General features: G+C 59.3%; 20 protein-coding genes and 4 pseudogenes. 8 read left to right on the top strand and 16 right to left on the bottom strand.

Annotated elements, in window-relative coordinates; genetic code table 11:
• Positions 1-20: 20 nt before the first annotated feature.
• The 8 genes and pseudogenes from MUN79_RS06860 to MUN79_RS06825 all read right to left on the bottom strand — a co-directional run bounded on the left by MUN79_RS06860 (position 21) and on the right by MUN79_RS06825 (position 8900).
• Positions 21-2501 carry a T9SS type A sorting domain-containing protein gene (locus MUN79_RS06860; RefSeq protein WP_244676990.1) on the bottom strand — a complete coding sequence of 827 codons (2481 nt, stop codon included), beginning with the start codon at positions 2499-2501 and terminating at the stop codon, positions 21-23.
• A gap of 218 nt (positions 2502-2719) precedes the next feature.
• Complete coding sequence (locus MUN79_RS06855) at positions 2720-3379, bottom strand: T9SS type A sorting domain-containing protein (protein ID WP_262923049.1); 660 nt, start codon at positions 3377-3379, stop codon at positions 2720-2722.
• Entirely contained in the window at positions 3376-3483 is a 108-nt protein-coding gene (locus tag MUN79_RS06850; protein WP_244676988.1) for a hypothetical protein, read from the bottom strand. Before MUN79_RS06850 ends, MUN79_RS06855 begins: the two co-directional genes overlap by 4 nt.
• 5 nt (positions 3484-3488) lie before the next feature.
• On the bottom strand, positions 3489-4580 hold the full coding sequence (locus MUN79_RS06845) for a delta-60 repeat domain-containing protein (protein ID WP_244676987.1): 1092 nt from the start codon (positions 4578-4580) through the stop codon (positions 3489-3491).
• 86 nt (positions 4581-4666) lie between these two features.
• A pseudogene (locus MUN79_RS06840) lies at positions 4667-5212 on the bottom strand (delta-60 repeat domain-containing protein); the annotation flags it as partial.
• Positions 5213-5399: 187 nt separating this feature from the next.
• Positions 5400-5732: a T9SS type A sorting domain-containing protein gene (locus MUN79_RS06835; RefSeq protein ID WP_244676986.1), complete on the bottom strand. Its 333-nt coding sequence runs from the start codon at positions 5730-5732 to the stop codon at positions 5400-5402.
• Between the two features lie 230 nt (positions 5733-5962).
• Positions 5963-6298: pseudogene (locus MUN79_RS31725) on the bottom strand (delta-60 repeat domain-containing protein); the annotation flags it as partial.
• A gap of 70 nt (positions 6299-6368) precedes the next feature.
• Positions 6369-8900 carry a T9SS type A sorting domain-containing protein gene (locus tag MUN79_RS06825; RefSeq protein WP_244676984.1) on the bottom strand — a complete coding sequence of 844 codons (2532 nt, stop codon included), beginning with the start codon at positions 8898-8900 and terminating at the stop codon, positions 6369-6371.
• A 277-nt stretch (positions 8901-9177) separates the two neighbouring features.
• Here MUN79_RS06825 and polA point away from each other — a divergent pair, with 277 nt between their 5' ends.
• Positions 9178-12048, top strand: coding sequence for a DNA polymerase I (gene polA, locus MUN79_RS06820; protein WP_244678286.1), 2871 nt, complete (start codon positions 9178-9180; stop codon positions 12046-12048).
• A gap of 117 nt (positions 12049-12165) precedes the next feature.
• Here polA and MUN79_RS06815 read toward each other — a convergent pair whose 3' ends face one another.
• On the bottom strand, positions 12166-12618 hold the full coding sequence (locus MUN79_RS06815) for a hypothetical protein (RefSeq protein ID WP_244676983.1): 453 nt from the start codon (positions 12616-12618) through the stop codon (positions 12166-12168).
• 208 nt (positions 12619-12826) lie between these two features.
• Here MUN79_RS06815 and MUN79_RS06810 point away from each other — a divergent pair, with 208 nt between their 5' ends.
• Positions 12827-13240, top strand: coding sequence for a DoxX family protein (locus MUN79_RS06810; RefSeq protein ID WP_244676982.1), 414 nt, complete (start codon positions 12827-12829; stop codon positions 13238-13240).
• 414 nt (positions 13241-13654) lie between these two features.
• Here the strand turns inward: MUN79_RS06810 and MUN79_RS06805 are convergent, their stop codons facing one another.
• Positions 13655-14116 (bottom strand): hypothetical protein, encoded by a 462-nt coding sequence (locus MUN79_RS06805; RefSeq protein WP_244676981.1) that lies wholly within the window; start codon positions 14114-14116, stop codon positions 13655-13657.
• Positions 14117-14201: 85 nt separating this feature from the next.
• On the opposite strand from MUN79_RS06805, the pseudogene MUN79_RS06800 reads away from it, so the two are divergent.
• A pseudogene (locus MUN79_RS06800) lies at positions 14202-14930 on the top strand (FAD-dependent oxidoreductase); the annotation flags it as partial.
• On the top strand, positions 14873-15250 hold the full coding sequence (locus MUN79_RS31720) for an NAD(P)-binding domain-containing protein (RefSeq protein WP_375378242.1): 378 nt from the start codon (positions 14873-14875) through the stop codon (positions 15248-15250). The pseudogene MUN79_RS06800 and the gene MUN79_RS31720, both read left to right, overlap by 58 nt.
• 67 nt (positions 15251-15317) lie before the next feature.
• Here the strand turns inward: MUN79_RS31720 and MUN79_RS06795 are convergent, their stop codons facing one another.
• The 4 genes from MUN79_RS06795 to MUN79_RS06780 form a co-directional block, all read right to left on the bottom strand.
• A complete protein-coding gene (locus MUN79_RS06795) occupies positions 15318-15806 on the bottom strand; it encodes a hypothetical protein (protein ID WP_244676980.1) in 489 nt (162 codons plus the stop codon).
• Between the two features lie 276 nt (positions 15807-16082).
• Entirely contained in the window at positions 16083-17423 is a 1341-nt protein-coding gene (locus MUN79_RS06790; protein WP_244676979.1) for an SGNH/GDSL hydrolase family protein, read from the bottom strand.
• Positions 17424-17445: 22 nt separating this feature from the next.
• Positions 17446-18696: an OmpP1/FadL family transporter gene (locus tag MUN79_RS06785; protein WP_244676978.1), complete on the bottom strand. Its 1251-nt coding sequence runs from the start codon at positions 18694-18696 to the stop codon at positions 17446-17448.
• Positions 18697-18877: 181 nt separating this feature from the next.
• Positions 18878-19639, bottom strand: a complete 762-nt coding sequence (locus tag MUN79_RS06780) for a cyanophycinase (protein ID WP_244676977.1) — start codon at positions 19637-19639, stop codon at positions 18878-18880.
• Positions 19640-20103: 464 nt separating this feature from the next.
• Here MUN79_RS06780 and mgtE point away from each other — a divergent pair, with 464 nt between their 5' ends.
• From mgtE to MUN79_RS06760, 4 genes and pseudogenes are all read left to right on the top strand, one after another.
• Positions 20104-21489: a magnesium transporter gene (gene mgtE, locus MUN79_RS06775; protein WP_244676976.1), complete on the top strand. Its 1386-nt coding sequence runs from the start codon at positions 20104-20106 to the stop codon at positions 21487-21489.
• A 124-nt stretch (positions 21490-21613) separates the two neighbouring features.
• On the top strand, positions 21614-21892 hold the full coding sequence (locus MUN79_RS06770; RefSeq protein WP_244676975.1) for a CorA family divalent cation transporter: 279 nt from the start codon (positions 21614-21616) through the stop codon (positions 21890-21892).
• Positions 21808-22532 (top strand): annotated as a pseudogene (locus MUN79_RS06765) (CorA family divalent cation transporter). Before MUN79_RS06770 ends, MUN79_RS06765 begins: the two are co-directional and overlap by 85 nt.
• Before the next feature lie 71 nt (positions 22533-22603).
• The gene (locus MUN79_RS06760; RefSeq protein WP_244676974.1) at positions 22604-23332 is read left to right on the top strand and encodes a hypothetical protein; all 729 of its coding nucleotides are present in this window, start codon (positions 22604-22606) and stop codon (positions 23330-23332) included.
• On the opposite strand, the gene arfB is transcribed toward MUN79_RS06760, so the two are convergent.
• Entirely contained in the window at positions 23333-23740 is a 408-nt protein-coding gene (gene arfB, locus MUN79_RS06755) for an alternative ribosome rescue aminoacyl-tRNA hydrolase ArfB (protein WP_244676973.1), read from the bottom strand. It abuts the gene before it with no gap.
• Positions 23741-23788: 48 nt separating this feature from the next.
• Positions 23789-24220 (bottom strand): hypothetical protein, encoded by a 432-nt coding sequence (locus MUN79_RS06750; RefSeq protein WP_244676972.1) that lies wholly within the window; start codon positions 24218-24220, stop codon positions 23789-23791.

Raw genomic sequence — 24220 nt, 5'->3', positions numbered from 1 at the left:
AAGCACCCCGCAGTATCCGGCTACTCTACCACAATGCGGCGCGTCATGGGCCCGGCCGCGTAATGGACACGCAGTAGGTACACGCCCGCAGCCAAGCCCCGCACCGACAACTCGGTGCTGGCCTGCGGGGCCGCCGTCTGGCGCAGGCAGCGGCCCGTCAGGTCCAGAAGCTCAACTTGCCGGGGCTGCAGAGTCATGTTCAGCCGCAGGTGCAGCTGGTCGTGGGCCGGGCTGGGCCAGATACCGGTAGTAGCATCGGCAACTGTAGGCTCAGCGGCTAGCACCTGCGGGGCCGTCAGGCGGGCCACCGACCAGCGCGTTTGGCCCGCAATCTGGCTGAACTGCCCGCCCACAATGATTTCACCGGAGGGCTGCACGATGGCGCTGTTCACTTGTCCGTTTACCAGGGTTGTGCTGTTGGCAAAAGAAGCATCCAGGTCGCCGTTCGGGAGCAGCCGCATCAAGGTGCCCTGGTTTACCCCGTTAATGCGCATGGTAAGGCCCGAGCCAATAAGTAAACGGCCGTTGGGCTGGGGCGCTATGAAGCTGACGCCGGTGCTACTAATGGCGCTAGATGCCATATTGGCGTTGAAGCCCGGGTCGGCGCTACCGTCAGCATTCAGCCGCACCATATTCACCCGGCTTGCCCCATTATAGTTGCTGAAGTGTCCACCAACCAGCACCTGCCCGTTGGCCAGGGGCAGCACGTCATTTACCACGACACTAACGCTGGAGGTTCCTGGCGTAAAACCAGCATCAGGCCGCCCATCGGCCAGCAGGCGCAGCAAGCCGCTCCCAGTGTAGGCACTGCCATTGGAGGGCGTGAAGGAGCCGCCCACGTAGGCCCGGCCGTCGGCCAGAACCTTCAGGCTCAATACCTGAACTTGCTTTGGATTAGCCTGCAGGTTGTTTTCATAGGCCTGATCGAGCTGGCCCGTGGGCAACAACCGGTGCAGCGCGTCGCCAAAGGTACCCGTATAAGTCAGGCTAACCCCGCCAACCAGCACCTTGCCGTCGGGCTGCAGGGCTACAGCGGTTATCTGACTACTGGTACCATTATGCACAAAGCCCGCCGCAAATGACGCATCGTAGCGGCCATCGGCCTCTAGCCGCGCTACCAGAGCAGCAGGGTTGCTGGCCACTTCCGAGAAGCGGCCGCCAATCAGGATTTTGCCGTCGGGCTGCTGGGCCAGCGCCTCCACAGCGGCGTTGGGCCCCGTGGTGGCAAAGGAGGCGTCGCGGGAACCATCGGCATTCAGACGCGCTATATTGCTAACCCTCTGCCCCTGAATACTGGTAAAGCGGCCCCCGACCAGCAGCTTGCCATCCGCCTGCCGGAGTAGCTTGGCCACGCGGCCGGGAGTTACCAGTTCCGGCTGAAAAGCCAGGTCGGGCTGGGCCGTAGCGGTGAGCCGTACCACACTGGCCCCGGGCAGGCCAAAGGCTGCTCTTAGATTCCCGGCCACCGTTACGCCGCCATCGGGCTCCAGCTGCACGTTGTTAATAGAGCCCAGCAGCGTAGGCCCGGTAGCAAACTGCGCGTCGAGTTGCCCGTCGGGCTGCAAACGCACTAAGCTGGTAACAGGCGAAGCAGGGGAACCTAAAAATTTCTCGAAGCAGCCGCCCAGCACAATACGCCCCTGGGCATCGACGGTCATTTGGTCGTTGCCGGTCAAGTTGTTCAGGTAGCACCCAGTATGGCCCAACCCAGGGGAAAACTGCGAGTCGGCGCTGCCATCCGTTTTCAGGCGGAACAGGGACCGAGCCCCTCCCGTGGTGAACCGCAGTAGCACGCCTTCCACAATCACGTCATTGTTGCGGGGGTCCAGGGCCAGGTGAGCCACGTAGGCATCGGGGCCACCCGTTACGGCCGGTACAAAACTGTTGTCATAGGTACCATCAGCATTCAGGCGCACCAGCAGGTGGCGGCCCGTGCCGTTGAAATTCTGGAAATGCCCGCCGAGCACGATTTTACCGTCGGGCTGCACTACCATCGTTCTTACTCCGCCCGTAAAGCTGGTGCCCAGGTTGGTCATAAACGGCGTATCCACGCTTCCGTCAGCGTTTAGGCGTACCAGGTAGGGCGCGGCTACCCCGTTGAAAGACGTGAACAACCCACCGAGCAGAATCTTACCATCCGGCTGCACGGCTACTGCCTGGGCGCCAAAGTTGTTGGTGCCCGTACCCGTGGCCAGCGCCGGCCCCAGCGTACCATCAGCATTCAGCTGCACAAGGTTGCGAAAAGCCTGACCACCCACGGTGAGCGTACCCGGGCTGAAGAGCAGAATTCGTCCGGAGGGTAAAAGGCGCAGGGCATCGGGTGGAGTTTGCACCGCAGCGGCCGTGGTAAAACTCTGATCCAGCACTCCAGCAGCATTCAGCCGGATAAGCCCAGTAGCAGCCGTGCCATTCACTTTCTGGAAGTTACCACTGATGATGTACCGACCATCAGCCTGCCGCAGCATAGCTGCCACGGTCGCGGGCTGATCGATATCGGCCACGGAAAAATTTGGGTCGATGGACTGAGCCCGGCTCGCAGGGGCAACAACCACGGCAAGACCTACAGCGAGCAATAAGCGGTGTAAGCGAAGTAACATAGAATGCAAGTAGAAGAAGAGGAGAGCGTAGTAATTCTGTCACCAACCTAGCCACACATTGTCCAGGCAGGTGGGCAAGAACTCGTGTGAATAACCGGTTCGGCTGAAAGGACTGCTACCTTTTATTCGATTACCACGCGGCGGGTGACGGGGCCCGTGGCATAGCGTACACGTAGGAGGTATACCCCGGCCTTAAGCTGGCGCACGGGCAGCGCTAGCTCAGGGGCAGTAGCGCGGCGGGTCAGGACCACGCGGCCCAGCGCGTCGAGCAGTTCCACCGACTCCGGTTTGGCCGCTGCATCCAGGCTCAGGTTCAGGGTTTCGTGCGCGGGCACCGGCCAAGCCTGGGTGCGGGCGTCCAACTGCTGATTGGCCACGGCCAGTACGCCGGACGCCGTAATGCGGGCTATTGACGGACGGCTTTGCCCATATACCTGGCTGAAGCTGCCGCTAATAATCAGCTTACCATCGGGCTGCACCAGGAAGGACTGCACAACGGCGTCGATCTGGCCAGCAGTGGCGTTAAAGCTGTTGTCGAGGCTGCCGTTCGGGTTCAGGCGAAACAGGGTGTTCAGGTTGGTGCCGGCTACTTGATTGCCAATGCCGGCAGCAATGATTTTACCGTCGGCCTGCTCGTAAATGGCGGAAACCTGACCCGTGGTTAGGGTGGCGTCGAAGCTTGGATCAATGGTGCCGTTGGCATTGAGCCGCACCAGATTGGTGCGGGCTGTGGTACCAAAGGTGGTGAATGCGCCCGCCACCAATACCTGACCACTACTCAGGGCAATGCTCTGAAAATAGTCCGGGTTGTATTGCTGGTCGTAGGCGTAAAGGACGGGTCGAGGGCGCCGCTGGGCAGCAGGCGGGCTACGCCCTCAACCGTCACCCCGTTTAGCCGAGAGAAGAACCCACACACATAATGGCGGCCATCGGGCAACAAGGTAATGTCGCGCATGGACCCGGTGGGGCCGGTACCGTTGTTCTGGCCGTAGGTTGCGTCGGCCTGCCCGTTGGGCAGCAGGCGGTGCAAGAAGGCACTACGCCCCCGATGGTCAGCGCCGAATTACCACCCAGCAAAATAGCACCGTCGGGCTGAATGGCCAATGCCGTGACAGCGCGGTTACTGACAACGTTGCTGGTAAAGCCCGGGTCGTAGGTACCATTGGGCAGCAGCCGAGCAATACTGGGGGAGCTTACACCCGCTACCGTCGAGAAGTCGCCGGCCAAAACGATTTTACCATCGGCCTGTAGAGCCAGGCTCTGCACCGGACCATTTACGGCTGGCACAGTAAAGGCGGCATCCAGGGTGCCATCGGCATTAAGCCGGGCCAGATTGGCAGCGGGCTGCCCGTTTACCTCGCGAAATACGCCGCCAATAACCAGTTTCCCGTCTGCTTGCCGCACGGTTCTCAGTACCGAACCTACGGCATCCAGAGTGGGGCGGAAGGTAGCATCTACCTGCACGAAGTTTTGGTCGGTAAACCGCACTAGCGGAGCATTGGCCACTCCGAGGAACTGGTTGAAATTGCCGCCGGCTACAATAAGTCCGTCGGCCTGTTGAAACAGCACATTCACCGTTCCATTGCTGGCCCCGGCGGCCGAGAACTGCGGGTCTACGTTGCCATTGGACAGGTACCGCACCAGATACTCGGTGCTGCCTGCGGTCACGCAGCCGCGCCCATACCACACCCGGCGCAACCGATCCACAATGAGGCGGCGGTTATTGGCCCCAGTAAGACCAATACAGTAGCTTGTTGCCGCCGTCTGGAAGGAGTTATCAATGGTACCATCCTGGTTCAGCCGGGTTAACTCTCCTAACTGGCCATTCACAACAGCCTGGTTTGTAAGAGGGTCAACGGCCAGCAAGGCAACGTAAGGGCGGGGCGTGGTATCAACGTTGGGATTGTAGCTCGTATCCAGTGCGCCCGTGGTTTGCAGCCGCACCAGGGCTTTACGGCCCGTACCGTTAAAATCAGTGAACATCCCCCTACCAGAATTCGTCCGTTGCTTTCCAGAGCCAGTACGTACACGTCGCCGGTAAAGCCCGTGCCCAAAGCCGTTTGGAAAGCTTGATCCACCGTGCCATTGGCATTGAGGCGCACCATGCCCGGTGCGGGCGAACCATTGAAGGTTGTGAAAGCACCGATTACCAGCACTTTGCCATCCGGCTGCGCAGCTATTGACTGAATCACGCCCGCAGCCCCGGTCCCGAACCCATCGGCCACGGTCCCGTCGGCATTCAGCTTAACCAGGTTGGAATAGCTCTGCCCATTAATATTAAGAACGAGCGTGCCCGGCGAGGCCACCATAATCTGCCCATTGGGCAATACGGCCAAAGCTGAAACGGGCGAGCGGGTTCGCAAATTCTGAGCGAAACTCTCGTCGAGGGTGCCATTGGCGTTGAGGCGAACAATAGTAGAAGCTGAGGAGCCGTTGATCCGGGTGAAGTTGCCGCTCACCACATATTTACCATCAGGCTGCTGCACAGCCGCCGTTACAGAAGCCGAAGCGAATAGGCTGACCGGGGCAAACGTGGGGTCCACACTCTGAGCCCAGCCTTCCAGCCGGACAGATAAGAGGACCAGCAATACGAGGAAGAGTATTTTATTCTGCATAATATGAATCAGGTAAAAGAAACTATTGGTGAGCAAGTTACCACACTCTTATCAGGAGCACGAAAATAAAATTCAAACAGCACGCCAGCAGACTAGCCCTTTGCGGTCCGGCCGGTGCCGGGTAAAAGTAAGGCCCTGGCGCCATGTTTTGCCAGGGCCTTTTTATATGCGGCAATTCCTCTCTTATCTATTCAACAATGACCTGCCGCACCGCGGCGCCATCGGCATAATCGACGCGCAGCAGGTATACCCCGGCGCGCAGGTGCTGAGTAGGCAGCGCGAGGCTGGGCTGGGTGACGACTTGGGTGAGCACAGCCCGACCCAGGGCGTCGAGGAGCGTTACTGTGCGGGGCTGGCCGTCGGCATCAAGGCGCAGGTTCAGCACCGAGTGGGCTGGCACGGGCCAGGCTTCGGTACGGGCTTCCAGCTGCTTGTTGCCGACGGCCAGCACGTTGGGGGCCGTCAGACGGGCTAGCCCCGGGCGGGTTTGCCCGTTCACCTGCGTGAAATTGCCCGCCACCAGGAAGGCGCCATCGGGCTGCACGGCCACCGTATTGATGGTCGCGCCGGTTGGACCAAAGGCGTTGACAAACGAATTGTCAGTTGTACCGTCGGGATTGAGGCGCACCAGCGGGCCGCGGGCCGGGCCGCTGGGTACCAGCGCGCTGCCCCGACCAGAATCCGGCCGTTGGGTAGCTCAGCTAAGGCAAATTGGCTGAAGCTATTGATGCCGGCGGCGAAGGTTGCGTCCAGCCCACTGGTAGCCGTAAGCCGGGCCAGGTTGTTACTTTGGCCGTTGGTATTCACGCCCGTTACCAGCACTTTGCCACTGGCCAGCGGCAGCACCCGGGCCATAGACGTATTGCTCAGGCTGGGGACAAACGTGTTGTCGCGGGTTCCGTTGGCGTTTAGGCGCAGCAGGGCCGGAGCCCCCACACTGTTGAATTGATTAAACAGACCAGCGACATAATGCTTGCCATCGGGCAGCGAAGCAATGACATTTACGCGCGGTACTATCCCGTTTTGCCCTGGTCCGGTACCAATGGCGGCTTGGTAAGCTGCGTCCGCGGTACCCGTGGCCGACAACCGGTGCAGGAAAAACAACCCCGCGCCAGCAGAACGGCGGCGCGGGGTTGGGAAAAAAGTGTGGCGCAGGTTATTCCACCGCGACGGGGCGGGTCACGGAGCCGTTGGCGTAGTTCACGCGCAATAGGTAAAGCCCGGCCCGCAACTGGCTTACGGGCACCACGGGCTCGGCCTCCCGAATAGCCCGACTGAGCACCACCCGGCCCGTCGCGTCGAGCAGTTCCAGACTGCGGGGCTGGGCGGCGGCTTCTACCTGCACGTGCAGCTCTGAGTGGGCCGGAACGGGCCAGGCCTCGGTGCGGGCCGTGCTTTGGCGGCTGCTCACGCTCAGCACGTTCGGGGCCGTCAGGCGCACGAGCGGCAAGGTTTGATTCGGCGTGCTGCCGAAATACAGTGACGTGCTGTACACCAGCGCCGACTCGTCGGCCTGCAGCGTCACGTAGGCATTATACCCACTCCGCAGGGTGCTGCTAAACGACGCATCGTAGGAGCCATTCGGATTCAGGCGCGCTACCGTTCCCCGCGAAATGCCGTCGACGCTCAGGCTGCCGCCACCAATTAGAATTCGCCCATTCGCGTAGCGGGCCAGCGAGGTAATCCCGGTGCCGCTGAGCACCGGCGGCACAAACGCCGCATCCACCGTCCCGTTGGCATTCAGCTGCACCAGGTTGGTGCGGGCTGTGCCGCCGTAGTTGGAAAACGAGCCGCCCGCCAACACCTTCTCATTGGGCAAAACCACCAGGTCGTTAATCACGACATAGCCAGTGGACGTTCCGGCGGTAAACGTGTTATCGAGGCTGCCGTTGGCGTTGAGGCGGACCAGGGCGGCGGGGCTAGATCCTCGGAAACCGACGTAGTGCTTACCGGAAGGCAGCGCAGCCAGACTCAGCACTTCCGGGAACTGGCCAATCTGGTTGGAATAGGCCGCGTCAACGGCGCCGTTGGTAAGTACCCGGTGCAGGGGGCCATAGAAATTGCCCAGGGTAGTGGATGGGCCGCCTATCAGCAGGCTGCCATCCGCCTGCAGTGCCAGCGCATGTACGTTGCTGGTATAAGCACCGGCCGAGGTGGCAGTTCCAGCCGTAGCAAAGGAAGCATCCGGGCTGCCATTGGCCAGCAGCTGCGCCACCATGGGTGAGGCCTGGGTGCCAACGGTAGTAAAGTCGCCGGCAACTACGATGCGGCCATTGTCGCGCACGGCAATTTTGCGCACCTGGCCATCTACGCCATTCAGCTGAAAGCTGTTATCGAGCGTGCCGTCGAGGTTGAGCCGGGCAATGTTGCCGGCTGCCTGCCCATTGATCTGCCAAAACTTACCGCCCACCAGCAGCTTACCATCGGGCTGCTGCACTACATCCTCCACCGCGCCGTCCGCCATCAGGGCCGGGCGGGGCGTAGCCAGGGCTTGCGCAGCACTGTTCAGGCGCACCAGGTTTACGTTGCGGATGCTGCCATACCGGGAAAACTCCCCGCCCAACAGCACATCGTCATTGGCCAGCACCTTTACGCAAGTGGCCCGGCTATCCAGTTGCTGGCCAACGGCAAACTGCGTATCGCGCTGGCCGTTGGACAGGAAGCGGGTAACGAAGTTATTGCCACTGGCCACTCCGCCATAGTTAACGAAACAGCCGCTCACTATCACCCGGCCGTTGGAGTCGACGGCGAATTCTTCACTGTTCGTAGAGCTGTAGCTCAGGCAGTTGAACGTAGATTGGGTGGTGAACGTGTTGTCGAGGGCGCCGGTGGTGGTCATGCGCAGAATCTGCTGGACCGAGAAGCCGCTCCGGAAAGCCAGCACGTAATTGGTACGTGGGTCCAGGGCAACGGCCAGCACTTCAGAATCCGTGTTGTTGGTAGTAATAGCGGGCGTAAAGCTGGTATCGAGCGAGCCGTTGGCATTCAGCCGTACCAGGCCCTTGCGGCCCGTATTATTGTAGTTGTCGAAATTACCGGCCACCAGAATTTTACCGTCGGGCTGCACGGCTACGCTCCGGACGGTAGCTTGGTTGGAACTCGTGCGGGTAAAGCCCCCGTTCAGGGCCGTCGAGAAGGCCTGATCAATGCTGCCGTCCGCATTCAGCCGCACCAGGCCGTTGGCGGTTACGCCGTTGAAGGTGGTAAAGTCGCCGCCCACCAGGATTTTGCCATCGGCCTGTACTTCCATCGTGCTTACCGACGGTGCGCCGCTACCCACCGAGAAGCTTGTGACCGGACTGCCGTCGGCATTCAGCTTGGCTATTGTGATGAAGTTGCGGCCCCCGACCGTAATGGCCCCGTACGCCTGCAGCAGAATCTGGCCGTTGGGCAGCAGCCGGATTTTGTTGATGGGATACCGGTTATTGGCGGTGCTGGTAAAAGCATTATCCAACGAGCCGTCGGCGTTTAGTCGGACCAGGCCCGTGGCGGCGGTGCCATTTACCTGCGTGAAATAGCCGCCTACCAGGTACTTGCCATCAGGCTGCTGCTGCACGTTGTTTACTATCCCCGACTGTAGCACCGTGACGGGCCCAAGCGTCGGATCGGCCACGGCCTGCGCGGCGGCCTCCGGCCCTGCTCCCATACATAGTACCAGCCCTAGACTTGCGTATATTAGTTTTTTCATATAGTTGTTGGTTAGACAATTAGCAAAACTAACGACATTTTAGACGCTGCAGGCTTTCCGTTGTCGATGCGTTGAAAACTGCTTCGACTTCCTGCGGGCAATTACTACTGTCAAGCTGCCGGTTTCTTCGTATAGGTAGTGTCTTTGGCTGAGCTGCGTAGTAGAAACTTTGCCCAAGGAGTTGTTTTACGTATTCCTCAACCCAGGTTTTACCGGTACCAGCCACAACGCGCCTGCCGCCGCAACGCCCGAGTCGTTGCTTACCTTCGCCCCTACTATGACTACCGACGCCACCCAACCCCGCAAAAAGCTTTTCCTGCTCGACGCCTTTGCCCTGATTTACCGGTCCCACTTTGCCTTCAGCAAAAATCCGCGCATCAACTCCAAGGGCATGAACACCGGCGCCGTGCTAGGCTTCACCAACACCCTGGTGGAAGTGCTGCAGAAAGAAAAGCCGACCCACATTGGCGTGTGCTTCGACGCGGCCAAAAAGACCTTCCGCCACGAGCAGTTTGCCGAATACAAGGCCCAGCGCCAGGCCATGCCCGAGGACATAGGCACGGCTATTCCCTACATCAAGAAGATCATCGAGGCCTTCAACATCCCGATTCTGGTCATGGACGGCTTCGAGGCCGACGACGTGATTGGCACCCTGGCCCGGCACGCCGAGGAGCAGGGCTTCGACGAGGTGTACATGATGACGCCCGACAAGGACTACTGCCAGCTCGTGACGGAGAAGGTGAAAATCTACCGGCCGGCCTTTATGGGCAACTCGGCCGAAGTGCTGGACCTGGCCCACGTGCTGCAGCGCTTCGAAATTGACCGGGTGGAGCAGGTCACCGATATTCTGGGCCTGCAGGGCGACGCTTCCGACAACATTCCCGGCATTCCCGGCATCGGCGAGAAGACGGCCAAAGCCCTGATTAAGCAGTACGGCTCGGTCGAAAACCTGATTGCCAACGTGGACCAGCTCAAGGGCAAGCAGCAGGAAAACGTGCGCAACTTCGCCGAGCAGGGGTTGCTGAGCAAGGAGCTGGCTACCATCCACATCAACGTGCCCATTCCCTTCGAGCCGGATGAGCTGAGCTGCTCGGCCCCCGACGAGGAAAAACTCACCGCCCTGTTCGACGAGCTGGAGTTCCGGCAGCTGGCCGCCCGAGTGCTCAAAACCGGTCCGGCCCGCACCTCAGCCACCCCGATTAGCCCCGCCAAGGGCAAGAAAAGCCTGATTCCGACCGGTGCCGGCCACCAGGCCAATCTGTTTGCCGCGCCCGTGGGCATCACCGAGTTTATCGAGGACGACGAAGCCGACGCGCTGCCCACTACCCGCCGCACCCTGGCCGAAGTACCGCACAACTACCACCTCATCGACACGCCCGCCCTGCGTCAGGACCTGCTCAAGTTCCTCTTGCTGCAAAAGGAAGTCAGCTTCGACACCGAAACTACCGGCCTCGACACGATGACGGCGCGCCTGGTGGGCCTGAGCTTTTGCTGGCTGCCCGGCGAGGCCTACTACGTACCCGTGCCCCACGACGACGAGCAGGCCGCCCAGGCGCTGGTGGACGAGTTCCGGCCGTTTCTCGAGCACGAGGGCATCACCAAGGTTGGGCAGAACATTAAGTACGACCTGACCATTCTCAAGCACTACGGCATCCGCATCGGCGGGCCCCTGTTCGACACCATGCTGGCCCACTACCTGCTGGAGCCCGACATGCGCCACAACATGGACGTGCTGGCCGAAACCTACCTGCACTACACGCCCATTTCCATTATCGAGCTGATTGGGCCCAAGGGCAAAAAGCAGAAAACCATGGCTGACATCCCGCCCGCGGAAGTGGCCGACTACGCCTGCGAAGATGCCGACGTGACCCTGCAGCTCAAGCACGTGTTTGAGCCCAAGCTGGCGGCCCTGGGTTTGCTTAAGCTGCTCAACGAGGTGGAAAACCCGCTGGTGCCGGTGCTGGCCGACGTAGAGTACGAAGGCGTCCGGATTGACTCCAGCGCCATGGGCGAATATTCGGCCCAGCTCCAGGGTTACATCACCGACATTGAAAAGCAGATTTTCGCGGCGGCCGGGCAGGAATTCAACATTGGCTCCCCCAAGCAGCTGGGCGAAATCCTGTTCGACAAGCTTCAGCTCGGGGGCGGCAAAATCAAGAAAACCAAGACCGGGCAGTACGCTACCGGCGAGGAAGTACTGAGCGTGCTGGCCGCCGAAAACCCTGTAGCCGCCCTGATTCTGGAGCACCGCCAGCTCACCAAGCTCCGCAGCACCTACGTCGAGGCCCTGCCCCAGCTGGTCTGTGAGGCCGACGGCCGGGTGCACACGTCCTTCAACCAGGCCGTAACCGCCACCGGCCGACTGAGCAGCACCAACCCCAACCTGCAGAACATTCCGATTCGGACCGAGAAAGGCCGGGAAATCCGCAAGGCCTTCGTGCCGCGTGACGCCGAGCACATTCTGGTAGCGGCCGACTACTCCCAGATTGAGCTGCGCATCATGGCCGACTTCTCGAAGGATGCCACCATGATTGAGGCTTTCCGCCAGGGCATCGACATTCACAGCAGCACCGCCAGCAAGGTGTTTAAAGTGCCACTAGAAGCCGTGGACGGCGAAATGCGCCGCAAGGCCAAGATGGTTAACTTCGGCATCATCTACGGTATTTCAGCCTTCGGTTTGGCCCAGCGCCTGGGCGTGGGCCGCAAGGAAGCCGTGGAAATTATCGATGCCTACTTTCAGGAGTTCCCGGCCGTCAAGCAGTTCATGGACGCCAGCATCAACAAGGCCCGGGAGCTGGAATACGCCGAAACCCTGCTGGGCCGCCGCCGCTACCTGCGCGACATCAACTCCCGCAACGCCACGCTGCGGGGCTTCACCGAGCGCAACGCCATTAACGCCCCCATACAGGGCACGGCGGCCGACATCATCAAGATTGCCATGATCCGCATCCACGAGTGGCTGGACAAGGAAAACCTGGGCACCAAGATGATTCTGCAGGTGCACGACGAATTGGTGTTCGACGCCCCCAAAGAGGAAGTCGACTACATCATTCCGCGCATCAAGGAGCTCATGATTGGGGCCCTGCCGTTGAGCGTACCAATGGAAGTGGAAGTGGGCACCGGCCAAAACTGGCTACAAGCTCACTAACGCACGGCTTACCAGCCACAACCAAAAACGGGCAGCCATGCAGGGCTGCCCGTTTCTTTTCGCCCTAACTTGATAAAGTAGCAACCAGAAATGTGAAGATAGATAACGTGGGAGAGGTTACTTTTTTACCAGCTGCACCGTGCTAGTGCGTGCCACGCCGGTCGAGCTGACGGTCCGGCGGCTTAGCGTAAGGCTGCTGGTGGTCAGCTCGGTTACTTTCCACTTCGTGCGTAGAATGAGCCCGTCGCCAGCCACCCCGGTCACCGTGAGCGAGTCCACGTCGTCTTTGGCCGTCCAGCGCCCGAGCGAAGTAGGACCGGCCGTTTCGTTGGTGCAGCGCAGGCTGCCGCGTTCTTCGATATAGGTGCCGCCGGTATCGAAGCGGAAGGAGTCGTCCTGGTCGCAGCTCTGGAAGCGCTGCAGGGGATTTTGCCCGTTAGTGTCGTCGACGTAGCTGGTCATGGCCCAGGGGCTGGCCGTCAGCAGTTGGGTACGGCTTGGGGGCACCTCTTCTTTATCAAAGCAGGAAGTAAGCAGGCCGCCGAGGAGCAATAAGTAGTAGTGTTTCATGGAGAGCAGGGAAGGGAAATACGGGACTGACGACCAGCTTCTTACGCAAGCCAGTTGCCTCCACAAAGGTCCTCTCTTCCGCCGCCGGCTGCAATACCAAGTTCTGGGTATTCTACGCCGGCTGGCCGGGCTTTTTGCGGCGCAGCTTATCCGGCGCCCGGCCAGCCGCGTATAGTTGGGCTCCACCTTGTTCAAACTTCGCCAACCTATGCCTCAGCCTACTACCACTGCCCAAAAACTGGCCCGCATCGGGCTGGGCGCATTTATGGTCGTAGCTGGCCTTAGCCACCTCACCGTGGCCCGCCAGGAGTTTCAGGCCCAGGTCCCCGACTTCGTACCGCTAGACAAGGATACCGTCGTGCTGCAATCGGGCGTGATAGAAATCGGGCTGGGACTAGCGCTGTTGCTCTGGAAACGGCGCCGCCGGGAAATGGGCCTGGGCTTGGGCGTTTTTTACGCGTTAGTCTTTCCCGGCAACCTCCACCAGTACACCCACCACATTTCCGCTTTCGGCCTCGACACCGACGCCAAACGGCTGGGCCGCCTGTTCTTTCAGCCCGTGCTTATTGGTACGGCCCTGTGGTCGACGGGGGCCTTAAAGGCCCGGCAGCGCCGGGCCTAGCTCCTACATAACCAGCTCTTTGCGTCAGCCGATTAGAAAAGCTGCCGCTATGGCTCCCGGGTAAACACCGCCCGATACACTATGCCTGAGTCCTGGTTGCGGCCAGTAATGTGCGTAGACTTCAGAGCCAGCGTCTGCTGACTTGCTCCTCAATGCTGTAGCTGCCTTTCACCCGTTCCATAACGGGCAAAGAACTCTTATCGGGTTATTTCCAGGCGTCGGTTACGACCAGCGCTCCGGCTGTCGGTATGCTCCAGGTGCCCCAGTCTATAGTCAGTTGGGTAGGCTGATACGCAACATGGTTCGCACTAAGTAAGTCGTGCCTACCGAGCTATTCTTTTCTTTGCGCAAACCCTAAAACAGAAAATCCGCAACCCACTGGGGTTACGGCCTTTAAAAACGGGTCTATTACTTTTACTGTACGCCGAAGGTCGTCACCGTAACCACCGTCTGATCGGGCTGTACCACGGTGCTTTTCAGCACCAGTTGGCTTTCTTCCAGCGTAACGACGTCCATCTTCACACCGGCAATGCGGCTGTACTGGTTCAGCTGAATGGTCAGCGTACTGTAGTCGGCGCTGGCGTCCCAGCTACCCGCCGATGACTGCTCGGCATCGGGGCAGCGGCTGGGTCCCTCGTTCAGCTCCAGGGCTTTGCTGGAACTGAAGCGCAGGTAGTTGTCCTTCTCGCAAGGCTGCAGCAGCGCATAGCCGTCGACGGTGCCGGCCTGGGAACCCGTTGAGGTAATGGCAATGGCCTTGACCTGCCAGTTTTTATTGGTCAGCAAGGCGGCTTTCGAATCGGTTTTCTCCTTTTTGCAGCCCGCACCCAAGCCCAGGACCAAAAACACCAGCAAAAACACACGTACTCGTTGCATAATAAACTAACTGCGGAAAGAATAGCCAAGTTAAGCAGTTTCAGCCGGACCCCAGGCCGGCCTACCGGTTGGGCCTGGCTGACTTATGTTCTTTTTTTGTAAACCAGAAGCAAAGCCAACTGGTATTAGACGTGTGATGCTTGAAACCGTTTTTTCTTCTGCCACCGCCCCGGCCGCCTACGATGCCGTAGTCATTGGGGCCGGGCCCGTGGGTTTGGCCTGTGCCCTGGAAGCGCAGCGCCGGGGTCTGTCCGTTTGCGTCGTCGATAAAGGCGCGCTGGTTAATTCCCTGGTGGGCTACCCCACCAACATGGAGTTTTTCTCCACCCCCGAGCTGCTCGAAATCGGGGGCTACCCCTTCCCTACTGCCCACTACAAGCCCCTGCGCGAAGATGCACTCGACTATTACCGCCGGGTGGCCGTGTCCGAAAAGCTGACTTTGCGCCTCTACGAGCGGGTGCTGCGGCTGGAAGGCGGACCCGGAGCCTACGAAGCTGTAACCGAAAAGGGCCGGCTTGCCGCGCGCTACGTTGTTGTGGCCACCGGCTTTTTCGACGTACCCAACCGCCTGAACGTGCCCGGCGAAGATGCTCCGCACGTGAGCTACTACTACAAGGAGCCCTACCCGCACATGGGCCAGCATGTCGTCGTGATTGGGGCGAAGAACTCGGCAGCCAAAGCCGCGCTGCAGCTGGTGCGGGCCGGGGCTCAGGTTACGCTGGTGGTACGCGGCGCGGCCGTTTCCGATTCGGTGAAATACTGGATTCGGCCCGATTTGCTGAACCGCATTGCCGAAGGCCGGATTCGGGCTCTGTACAACACAACCGTGCACAGCATCTCGGCGTCCGGCGTCACGGTCGTTACGCCCGAGGGGAGCTGCTGCTGCCCGCCGACTACATCTATGCTCTTACCGGCTACCGCCCCGACTATAGCCTGCTGGAGGCCCTGGGCGTGTCGTTTCAGGATGACGCGGCCCGTACTCCCACGCATGATCCCGAAACCTTCGAAACCAACCGAGCCGGCCTCTTTCTGGCCGGTACCGTGTGCGGTGGACTCAACACCAGCCTCTGGTTTATTGAAAACGGCCGTCATCATGCCGCCGTCATTGCCAGTCAATTGACTGCTGGGAGCTGAGAAGAAGCCATAAAATAAGCCCGCTTTGTAAGTGAAGCGGGCTTATTTTATGTGTCAGAAATCAACTTTAGAAAGCGCTGAACGTGTAGGTCTCCGTATAGGTCTCCTTGTTGGGGTCCGTCCCGAAGGTCTGCGTGAGGCGTAGCTTAATAGTGGTCGAGTTCAACTCTACCAGCTCGAAGGGAACGGTCAAACCACCCAAATCCGGCGAGGCTAGCAGAAGCTTGCTCTGATCCGAGTTAAAGTCCCAAGTGCCGCTGCTCTGCTGATCTGCACTGGGGTCGCACTTCAGGGTACCCTCATCCACTTTCAGCGTTTTATCAGGGCTGAACTTGGTGAAGTTATCTTTCTCACACGCCTCATAATCAGCAAACTCGTCGTAAGACGTAGTTTTTCCATTGATGGTTTCGGTGCTGACATCAGCAATTACGCGCCATCTCTTCGACGTCAGCATGTCCGTCTTGGACTGGGCAGGCGCGGGGGTATCCTCATTGTCCTTTTTACAGCCCGTAAAGGCACAGGCCAGCGCTAGAACTGCAATGGGTAAACGTTTCATAGAAAAATGAATAAAGGGAAGACAGGAAATACTACTTGCTATTCGCGAGAAGTATAAAAATCATTGTACTCCGCCATTTTCGGTTGGCGCACAAATAACAGCCTACAAAGCTAGCAGAAGTACCTCAAGGGCCAAGTCCGTTTCTGCGCCGAGGTTAGTCAACGAGGGGCTTTCAGGGTAGCTTTGGCCTGCTGTGTAGTTATGACCACCCAAAAGAAAAGCTCCTTCCCAGTAGCGGGAAGGAGCTTTTCTTTTGTGGGCGTAGTGCTCTATCGGTTATGGAAACTCCACTCCCCGATAAGCAGCAGCATTCACCTGCGGTACGCTTGCGCCGTACTTAGCATTGATGGTCTTAATCATTTCATTTGCAATCAATGCATAGCCGCGGGGCGTAGGATGAACCCCATCCAGCGAAAACAGGTTGCCGCTTACAAAGGCCGCCGAATTGCTGATACCGTTGGTAATAACCCCGTTCCGGGCTACCATAGCGAAGTAAGCGTTGGCGTCGAATACAGCTAGTCCCCGGGCATTTGCTTCGTCCGTAATAACCTTGTTCAGGTCAGCCGTGCGGTTGTTTACGTTCGTAATTTCAGTGGCATCCAGGACGAACTGGGAAGGCAAAGGGTTGGCCGACGTAGCGCTGTATCCTACCCCAACCGGGAGCGGATTGAGAGGGTCTTTTGTGCCAATAACAGCTCGTGCCGGCAAGAGCAACAAATCGTTAGCGGTAGCCTCCCGAACAGTGTTCGTGCCAGTCCGGATATACAGGCTAGCATTGCTGGCATTCGGAATATCCTTGTTGGCTTTGATGCCGGCAATGATTGCCGTTACTGGTACCGTCGTGAAGAGCGGCACGTTGGTTACGGGTGGAATGGTTGCAACCACTCCCTTGGCTCCCCCAGAAGTCAGTACATCCAGCATTTGGCGGTACTTGGTGGAAAACTCTGCCGCAGTAGTCAGAGGAGTACCCGCGCCGCCAGAGGTAGCGTAGCCCAGCACGTCGTTGTTGCCCAGCCAGTTGGTAAAGAAGGTCGGCTTAATGGTATTCACCCGCTCCTGCACGTACTGCAGGTAGGTGGCTGGTGAGTTGTTGAGCAGGCGCTCGAAGTAAGGGTTAAAGCCCTGAGGGTTATTGAACCCGTAGCCCACCGTGGTAATATCTGCAACGCGAATACCAGGAACGCCCAGGTTCTGGTTGCCGGTGCCGGTATACTTAGCCAGCAGCGGGGTCTTTTTATCAGCACCCAAGCCTACGGCCGCGTTGGCGGCCACGTTGCCGATGATGGGGTTGCCGCTGCTGTCGAAGCCCGTAATAGTCAGATAGCCGCTACCATTGCTTTGGTTGGATTCAAACAAGGGTTGTTCAAAGTCGCCGCCACCTACTGCCTTAAACTGCATGGCCAGCAGATTAGGGTAGGAGTTCTGCTGTCCTTCCAGGTACAGACCGTTGTCCGAGAATCCCGCCGTCAGGGAGTTGCCCACGGCGATGTAGCGGGTAAAGTCGGCCGTACCGGCGCTGGCTTTGAAATCATCTTCTAGATCGGGCTGGCATGCCGTTAAGCCCAGCCCCAGCAGTGCCACGAAGGGCACAAACTTGCGAAACAGTGTCGTATTCATGAGTCGAGAGGCAAAGGGTGGATTAGAAGGTGTAATTCAGGCCCAGGCCCGGAATCACGATGTTGGTTTTGTAGGTACCAGCCACGCGGTCAGTGGTTTGGTTGTTCTGCAGGTCCTGCGCCGTCTGGCTGCGCTTCTTCAGGCTCACAAACTGCGTAGAAACATCCACGCTGAAATGCTCATTAACGGCGTAAGACACGCCCGCCGTTCCGCTGATACGGTCGGCATCGGGTGTTTCGGGCGTCACGTAGCCATTTTTCACCGGCGAGTTGTCGTAGGCGCCACCGATACGGGCCGTGAAGGCATCGGTTACTTTGTACTGCCCACCTACGCGGAACGTGAAGGCATCCTGGTAATAGCGCTTGGAGCTTGAAACCGTAGAGCCGTTGATAGGCTGGTCGAAGTTGAACTCCAGGGTCCGGTAGGCACTCCAGTTCACATAGTTGATGTCGACGCCGAAGGTCAGCTTGTCGGTGGGCATGAGGCCCAGACCGATACTGGTGGTAGCAGGCAAAGGCAGCGTAGCGGCAAACTTAGTAGCCTGGAAGCGCGGGGCAAACGTGGGCGAGATATTAGTGAACGTTACGTCACCGTCTTCTACCTGGGCGTCAATCTTGGAGCGGTAGCTGATACCCAGGGTCAGCTTGGTAGAAGGCTTAAAGAAAATGCCCGCATTATAGCCGAGCTTGGTCTTGGCCTTGCCATCGAGCTCAATGTGACCATAAGAATCGGGCAGGGGAACATCCCGCTGCAGGTTTACAGCACCATATGCCAGCACCACCAGGCCCGCACCCACGCTGAGCTGGTCGGTCAGGGCATAGCTGAATGTAGGCTGCACGAATACGGACTTCAGGTCAATGTCGGTCAGAGAAGTGCGGCCTTCCCAACCCTCGGCGTACTGCAGTTTGCTGCCGAAAGGCGTATACACGGCAATGCCCGCGCGGAACTTGCCTTCCTCTGGGCCGTAGCCGGCAAACAGGCTAAAAGGAGTAACGACCGAGTTCCGGAGTTCACGCTGGGTGTTGCTGCCTTCCGCCACAAAGGCGTTGCGGGCAAACGTGAGGTTACCACCAAGTTGTACGCCCCGCTCCCGCACCATGGCCAGGGCACCAGGGTTGTAGAACATAGCGGCCTGGTCCAGGGAAAGCCCTACACCTACGCCGCCCATGCCGTTGTTCTTTATCCCGGCCAGCGACACTTGATAGCCACCTGCCGAGGCTGCCGTACCCGAGAGTAGCGCACCACCCGCGAGGAGTAGAGTTCTTAGATTCATAACAAAGAAAAAAGGGTGAGAATGAGAGGTTGTGGGACTAAATGTAGCGAGAAAAAAGAATTAACTAGTAGGCGTGCCGACTATTTATGCCACTAATGAAGTGCCCGTGGAACGCCCCAAAAATGCAGCTATTATTCTTCATTTACTACCTGCCGGGTCTTCAGATTGAGCCGCTGCCCGCTCACAAGCAGGTGCACCCGGAAATCCTGGGCAGCCACGGGCTCCCCCGACCAATGCGGCCCAGGTTGTTGCCGTGCATGTGCTTGCCATCCACGGCCATCACCACCCCGTCGCCAAACACTTCGGCTTCCTGCCCGTGGCGGATGATAATGCCGGTTTCCTCAGCCAGGCCCAGGCCCAGGGACATGGAGTGCGTGAGCATGGCGTGGGCCAGCCGCCCGAAGCGGCCTCGTTCCACAAAGTGCTGATCGATAAGCACGTTGCTGATCAGGCCCAGGCCGTGGTCGGTGCGGATGCCACCCTTGCGCAGGGCCCGCCAGCCGTAGCCCGACACGAGCATGTGCTCGGGCATCACGGAAGCCCCGGCGCTGGTACCGGCAATAATAAAGTCGGCCTTGGTGCGGTAACGGTGGTTGAGCTCCCGCAGAAACTCAGTGCCCTGCAGGAATTCGGTAATGAGTTCCTGGTCGCCGCCGGTAAAAAACACCAGGCGCGCCTCTTTCAGGCGGCGAAGCGAGGCGGGCTTGTCGGCGGAGTGCCGCTCATCAATCTTGATGTGGCAGACGTTGGTATTGCCCAGCTCCCGCAGAGCTTTCACGTAGTTGTTGCCAGTGGCCGTGGCGTCGCTGGCGGCCATGGCCAGTACTACGATGGGCGCGTCCGGATCGGCCAGCAGGTCGGTGAGCAGGGCCAGCAGGGCATCGTCGTCGCCGCCACCGAGGGCAACGAGCGTTCCGAGGGGTGACGCAGACGACTGGGGCATAATACAGGGGTAAGCAGGTTCAAAAGTACATGGGATACTGACTTCCCAACGAGGCCAGTGGTGGGGAGTTGCCACGGTTGAGCTCCCGCAGAAAGCTGATAGCGGGAAAAAGCCAGTACGGATTTGATTTATCGGTGCTTACCGAGTCCGTTACCCAAACATTATTTTTTTCGGGAATTTGCGGGTGCGCACAACTTTTTGGCGGGTTTCAGGTCTCAAAACATGCGTTGGCCGGCCTATTGCGGAGCCTGCGTCCCTGCCAGAGTAGCCCAACAGCACCCAAGCCGGGCAACGCGGATAAATCCAACATTTGTGAACCGCTGCGGGAATTGCCGCCGGGAGTTTGGCGTTAGGAAAAATGACGCAAACCGACGCGGCTAGCCGGTTTTTTTGGCCTACTTTTGCGCGCCGAATTCCTCACTCAATCTGCTGCCTAGCGAAGCACCTCCCTCCTGACTTTTTCCATGAATCAGCATCCAACTACTGACCAAATTACGTCCCTGATTCAGGAGGGCGAGTTTTTTAAATTAAAGGAAGTTCTCAAGTCGTTTGAGCCCTCGGAGCTGGTAGAGCTAATCGAGAATGAAGAGGAGCGGGAACAGCTAATCGTGTTTCGGCTGCTGCCCCTGAAGCTGGCCACGGAGGTGTTTGAATACCTCGACTTGGACATTCAGCGCCACTTTCTGGCCAACCTCTCGCAGGATAAGATTTCGGACATTCTCAACGAGATGTCGCCCGACGACCGGACGGCCCTGCTCGAGTTTCTGCCCGACGACTTTGTCAAGGAGCTGATTCAGACCCTTTCGGAGCCCGAGCGCCGCGTGACGCTGGAGCTGCTGGGCTACCCCGAGTACTCGGTGGGCCGCCTGATGACGCCCGACTACATTGCCATTCGCGAAACCTGGACCGTGCAGCAGGTGCTCGACTACATTCGCCGCCACGGCGGACAGTCCGAAACACTGAGCATGCTGTACGTAACCGACCACCGCGGCGTGCTGATTGACGACATCCGGATCCGGGAGTTTTTGCTGGCCGACCCCGACCGGCGCGTGAGTGAGCTTATGGACCGGCGCTACGTGAGCCTCAACGCCATGCAGGATCAGGAAGCGGCCATTGAGGTGTTTCGCAAGAACGACCGGGTGGCTTTGCCCGTAGTCAACGACGAGGGGGTGCTGTTCGGCATCGTGACCATCGACGATATTCTCGACATTCGGGAAGAGGAAGACACCGAGGATATCCAGAAGCTGGGCGGCTCGGAAGCCTTGGACGAGCCGTATCTGGCTACTTCTATCTGGAGCATGGTAAAAAAGCGGGCGGGCTGGCTCGTGATTCTGCTCATCGGCGAGATGCTGACTACCTCAGCCATGCACCACTTCGAGGACGATTTGCAGAAAGCCGCCGTACTGGGTTTGTTTATTCCCCTCATTATTTCAGCCGGCGGCAATGCCGGCTCCCAGGCTACTTCCCTCATCATCCGGGCCATGAGTCTGGGCGAGTTTACGCTCTCCGACTGGTGGCTGGTACTGCGGCGCGAAATCATTTCGGGACTTGCGCTGGGTACGATTCTGGGCGTGGTGGGCTCGTTCCGCATCGTACTGTGGGCCAACTACATTGACCCCGGCTACTTCGGTCCTTACTGGGCCCTGATTGCCGTTACGGTCGGCTTTTCCCTGCTGGGTATCGTGCTGTGGGGTGCCTTGTCGGGCGCGATGCTGCCCATGCTGCTCAAGCGCCTCGGCCTAGACCCGGCCACCTCGTCGGCCCCGTTTGTGGCTACCCTGGTAGACGTGACCGGCCTGATCATTTACTTCTCGGTGGCCACCATGGTACTGCGCGGCACGCTGCTGTAAGCAGCTGGCCAATATTCAACTTCAGAACGGAAAGGCGCAAATACTTGCGCCTTTCTTGCGTATGCACAGTAGTGCTGGTCCCTCCATTTACCACCAATGGGCAAGGCTGGCAGCTCCCTACGTTATGACTGAAGACCTGCTCACCAAGCAAGAGTGCCACTTTGCCTGGCTTGACATTACCAATCCTTCTGCCGCCGAGCTACGCGCCGTGGCCGAGCAGTACGACCTGCCCGACTCCCTGGTGCGGGACTGCCTGGAGCCCACGCACCTGCCTAAGTTTGAAACCACCAACGGGTTGAACTTCGTGATTCTGCGGGTATTCGCGGCCCCGACAACCAGGAGGCTGATACCATTCAGGAGCTTAGTACCAAGATTGCCATTTTTTACGCCGCCGACTACCTGATTACGGTGCACCGCCGGGCGCATCCGGTGCTGAGCCAACTGAAGAAAGTGGCGCAGTCGCCGGGGCAGGAGTGCATTTCGCCGGCCGAGGTGGCGGTGCATCTGGTGCGCTACGCCCTCAACAGCTTTGTGCAGCCCGCCCTGGTGCTCACCAAGGAGCTGGATGATTACGAGGCCGAGATATTCCTGAAGCGGGAAGTGCCCAACGCCCTGCAGGGCCTGTACTTTCTGAAGCGCAAAGCCTCGGCGGCCAAACAGCTGCTGTTGCTCACCCGCGACATTATGACGATTCTGCGACGGCAGACGCTGACTTCCTCCACGACCGACTCAACGCTGCTGCAGGACACCCAGGATTTGCAGGTGAAAGTAGAAACGCTCTACCAGCAGCTCGACGGGGCCGCTACCAACCTGATGAACCTGTACCTCTCGTTGTCGTCGCAGCGCACCAACGAGGCCATGCGCGTACTGACCGTGTTTTCGGCCTTTTTCCTGCCCTGACTTTTATTGCGGGCATCTATGGCATGAACTTCCAGTACATGCCCGAGCTGACCTGGAAGTTTGGCTACCCCACGGCCATGGTGGCCATGCTCGTCATTTCAGTGGGAATTTACGGGTGGTTTAAGCGCAAGGGCTGGATTTAATAAACCCGGGGCGTGCAGTGCAAACCCGCCCGAACCGGATATTTGCGCTCCTTCCCATCCAAACGCTCTGCATGCGCCATCTTTCCTTGTTGCGGAATTTCACGGGTCACTTCCTCTGCCTGGGCCTGAGCAGCTTGCTAGCCAGCTGTGCCGCCGTGGGGCACGTGCCCACCCTGGAGCCCGGCGACTACCAGTTTCTGCGCACCAACGACCCGGCCCTGGCCACGGCCGTTGGCAAAGACCGGGCTTTCTACGTGGAGCAGGCGCAGGATTCGCTGCACTTTTTTGGGCAGTCGAAAACGGATGCCCCGCCCCACCGCCTGAGCTACGCCGTGCGCCGCGGCCGGTATGTGGTCCTGGTCCAGCGCAAATTCGACCTCGACGTATTCACCATTCCCTTTAAAGCCCGTCCGCCCCGGGGCGGTGTGCCGGTACAGCTCAACACCAACTTCAACGCGGCCCTGTACTTCGGCCGCCGCCTCGATTTTTACCACGTCAACAGCCACTTGCAGCTCAACCAGCGCCAGACGCCGCAGGTGCGCACCGTGGGGCTGGGCTACGGAGTGTTTACGGGTCTGGGCTCCACGGCCGTCAGCGCCGATGTGCTGCGGCAGGTCGGCAGCGGCGTAGAGTACGAAGGCTTCGTGGTGCACGCCGGCGCGGCAGCTATTTACGATGCCCGCATATTCAATCTGGGCCTGGCCGTAGGCTTCGACCAGCTCCTGGGTCCCGACGGTAGCCACTGGCTGTATCAGCGCAAGCCCTGGTTTGGGGTGCTGTTTGGCCTGGATTTGAACTAGCTAGAAATCCAGCTTGCCGCGGTTGGCCTTTTTCTCGCCGTGCTTTTTCTTGGATTCGAGACGCTGCCGCACGGCGCCTTTGCTGGGCTTGGTGGCTTTGCGGGCCTTGGGCTTGTGCAGGGCCTTGCGCAAGGTGTCGTAGAACTTCTGCACCACGATTTCCTTGTTGCGCAGCTGGCTCCGGTCTTCCTGGGCCGTGAGCAGCAGCTCGCCCTCGGTGGTGAGCTTGGAGGCCAGCTTGGCCAGCAGCGTCTGCTTCTGCTCGTCGCTGAGCAGCTGGGAGTTGCCGATGTGGAAGCGGGCCTCCACCCGCGACTCGACCTTGTTCACGTTCTGGCCGCCCGGCCCGCTGCTACGGCTGGTCTGAAACTGGAGTTCGGGCAAAAAGGCGTCGGCGGGCGGGAGCATGGGCTGAAGAACGGCAGGAAAGCGGCAAAGTTACGCGAATGGCCCGGCCTATAGCCGCTCCCAGAGCAAATAGCCCAGTAGCCCGAGCCGCAGTGTCCAGGCCAGGGTACGCAGCCAGTTAGTGCGCACCAGCCCGTCGATGGTAATGTAATTGTAGCCGTCCCGGGTTAGGCGGTTGTGAAACGGCACCGAAATAAAGAAGGTCACCAGCCAGATAATGACCACCAGCGCCAGGCTCCCCCATACGGCCGCACCCAGCTCCCGCCCGGCCCAAGCCAACCAGCCACTGAGCAGCAGCTCAGCCACCATCGGAGCCATGACCACCCAGCCCATGCGCCGCAGGTGGGCCTGATGAAACGCCCCGAAACCAGCCGCCGGCACCTGGGCAAAGCCGGGGTAATGCACGAGCTGCACCATCCAGATAACGCCGGTGAGGTAGGCGGCAAGGGCAAAGTTGACGAGTAGAAGTTTGGGGAGCAT

The organism is Hymenobacter cellulosilyticus (assembly GCF_022919215.1).
Classification (GTDB): Bacteria; Bacteroidota; Bacteroidia; order Cytophagales; family Hymenobacteraceae; genus Hymenobacter; species Hymenobacter cellulosilyticus.
Note: the sequence above shows the minus strand (reverse complement) of the source record. Positions and strands in the feature narration are given on the sequence as shown.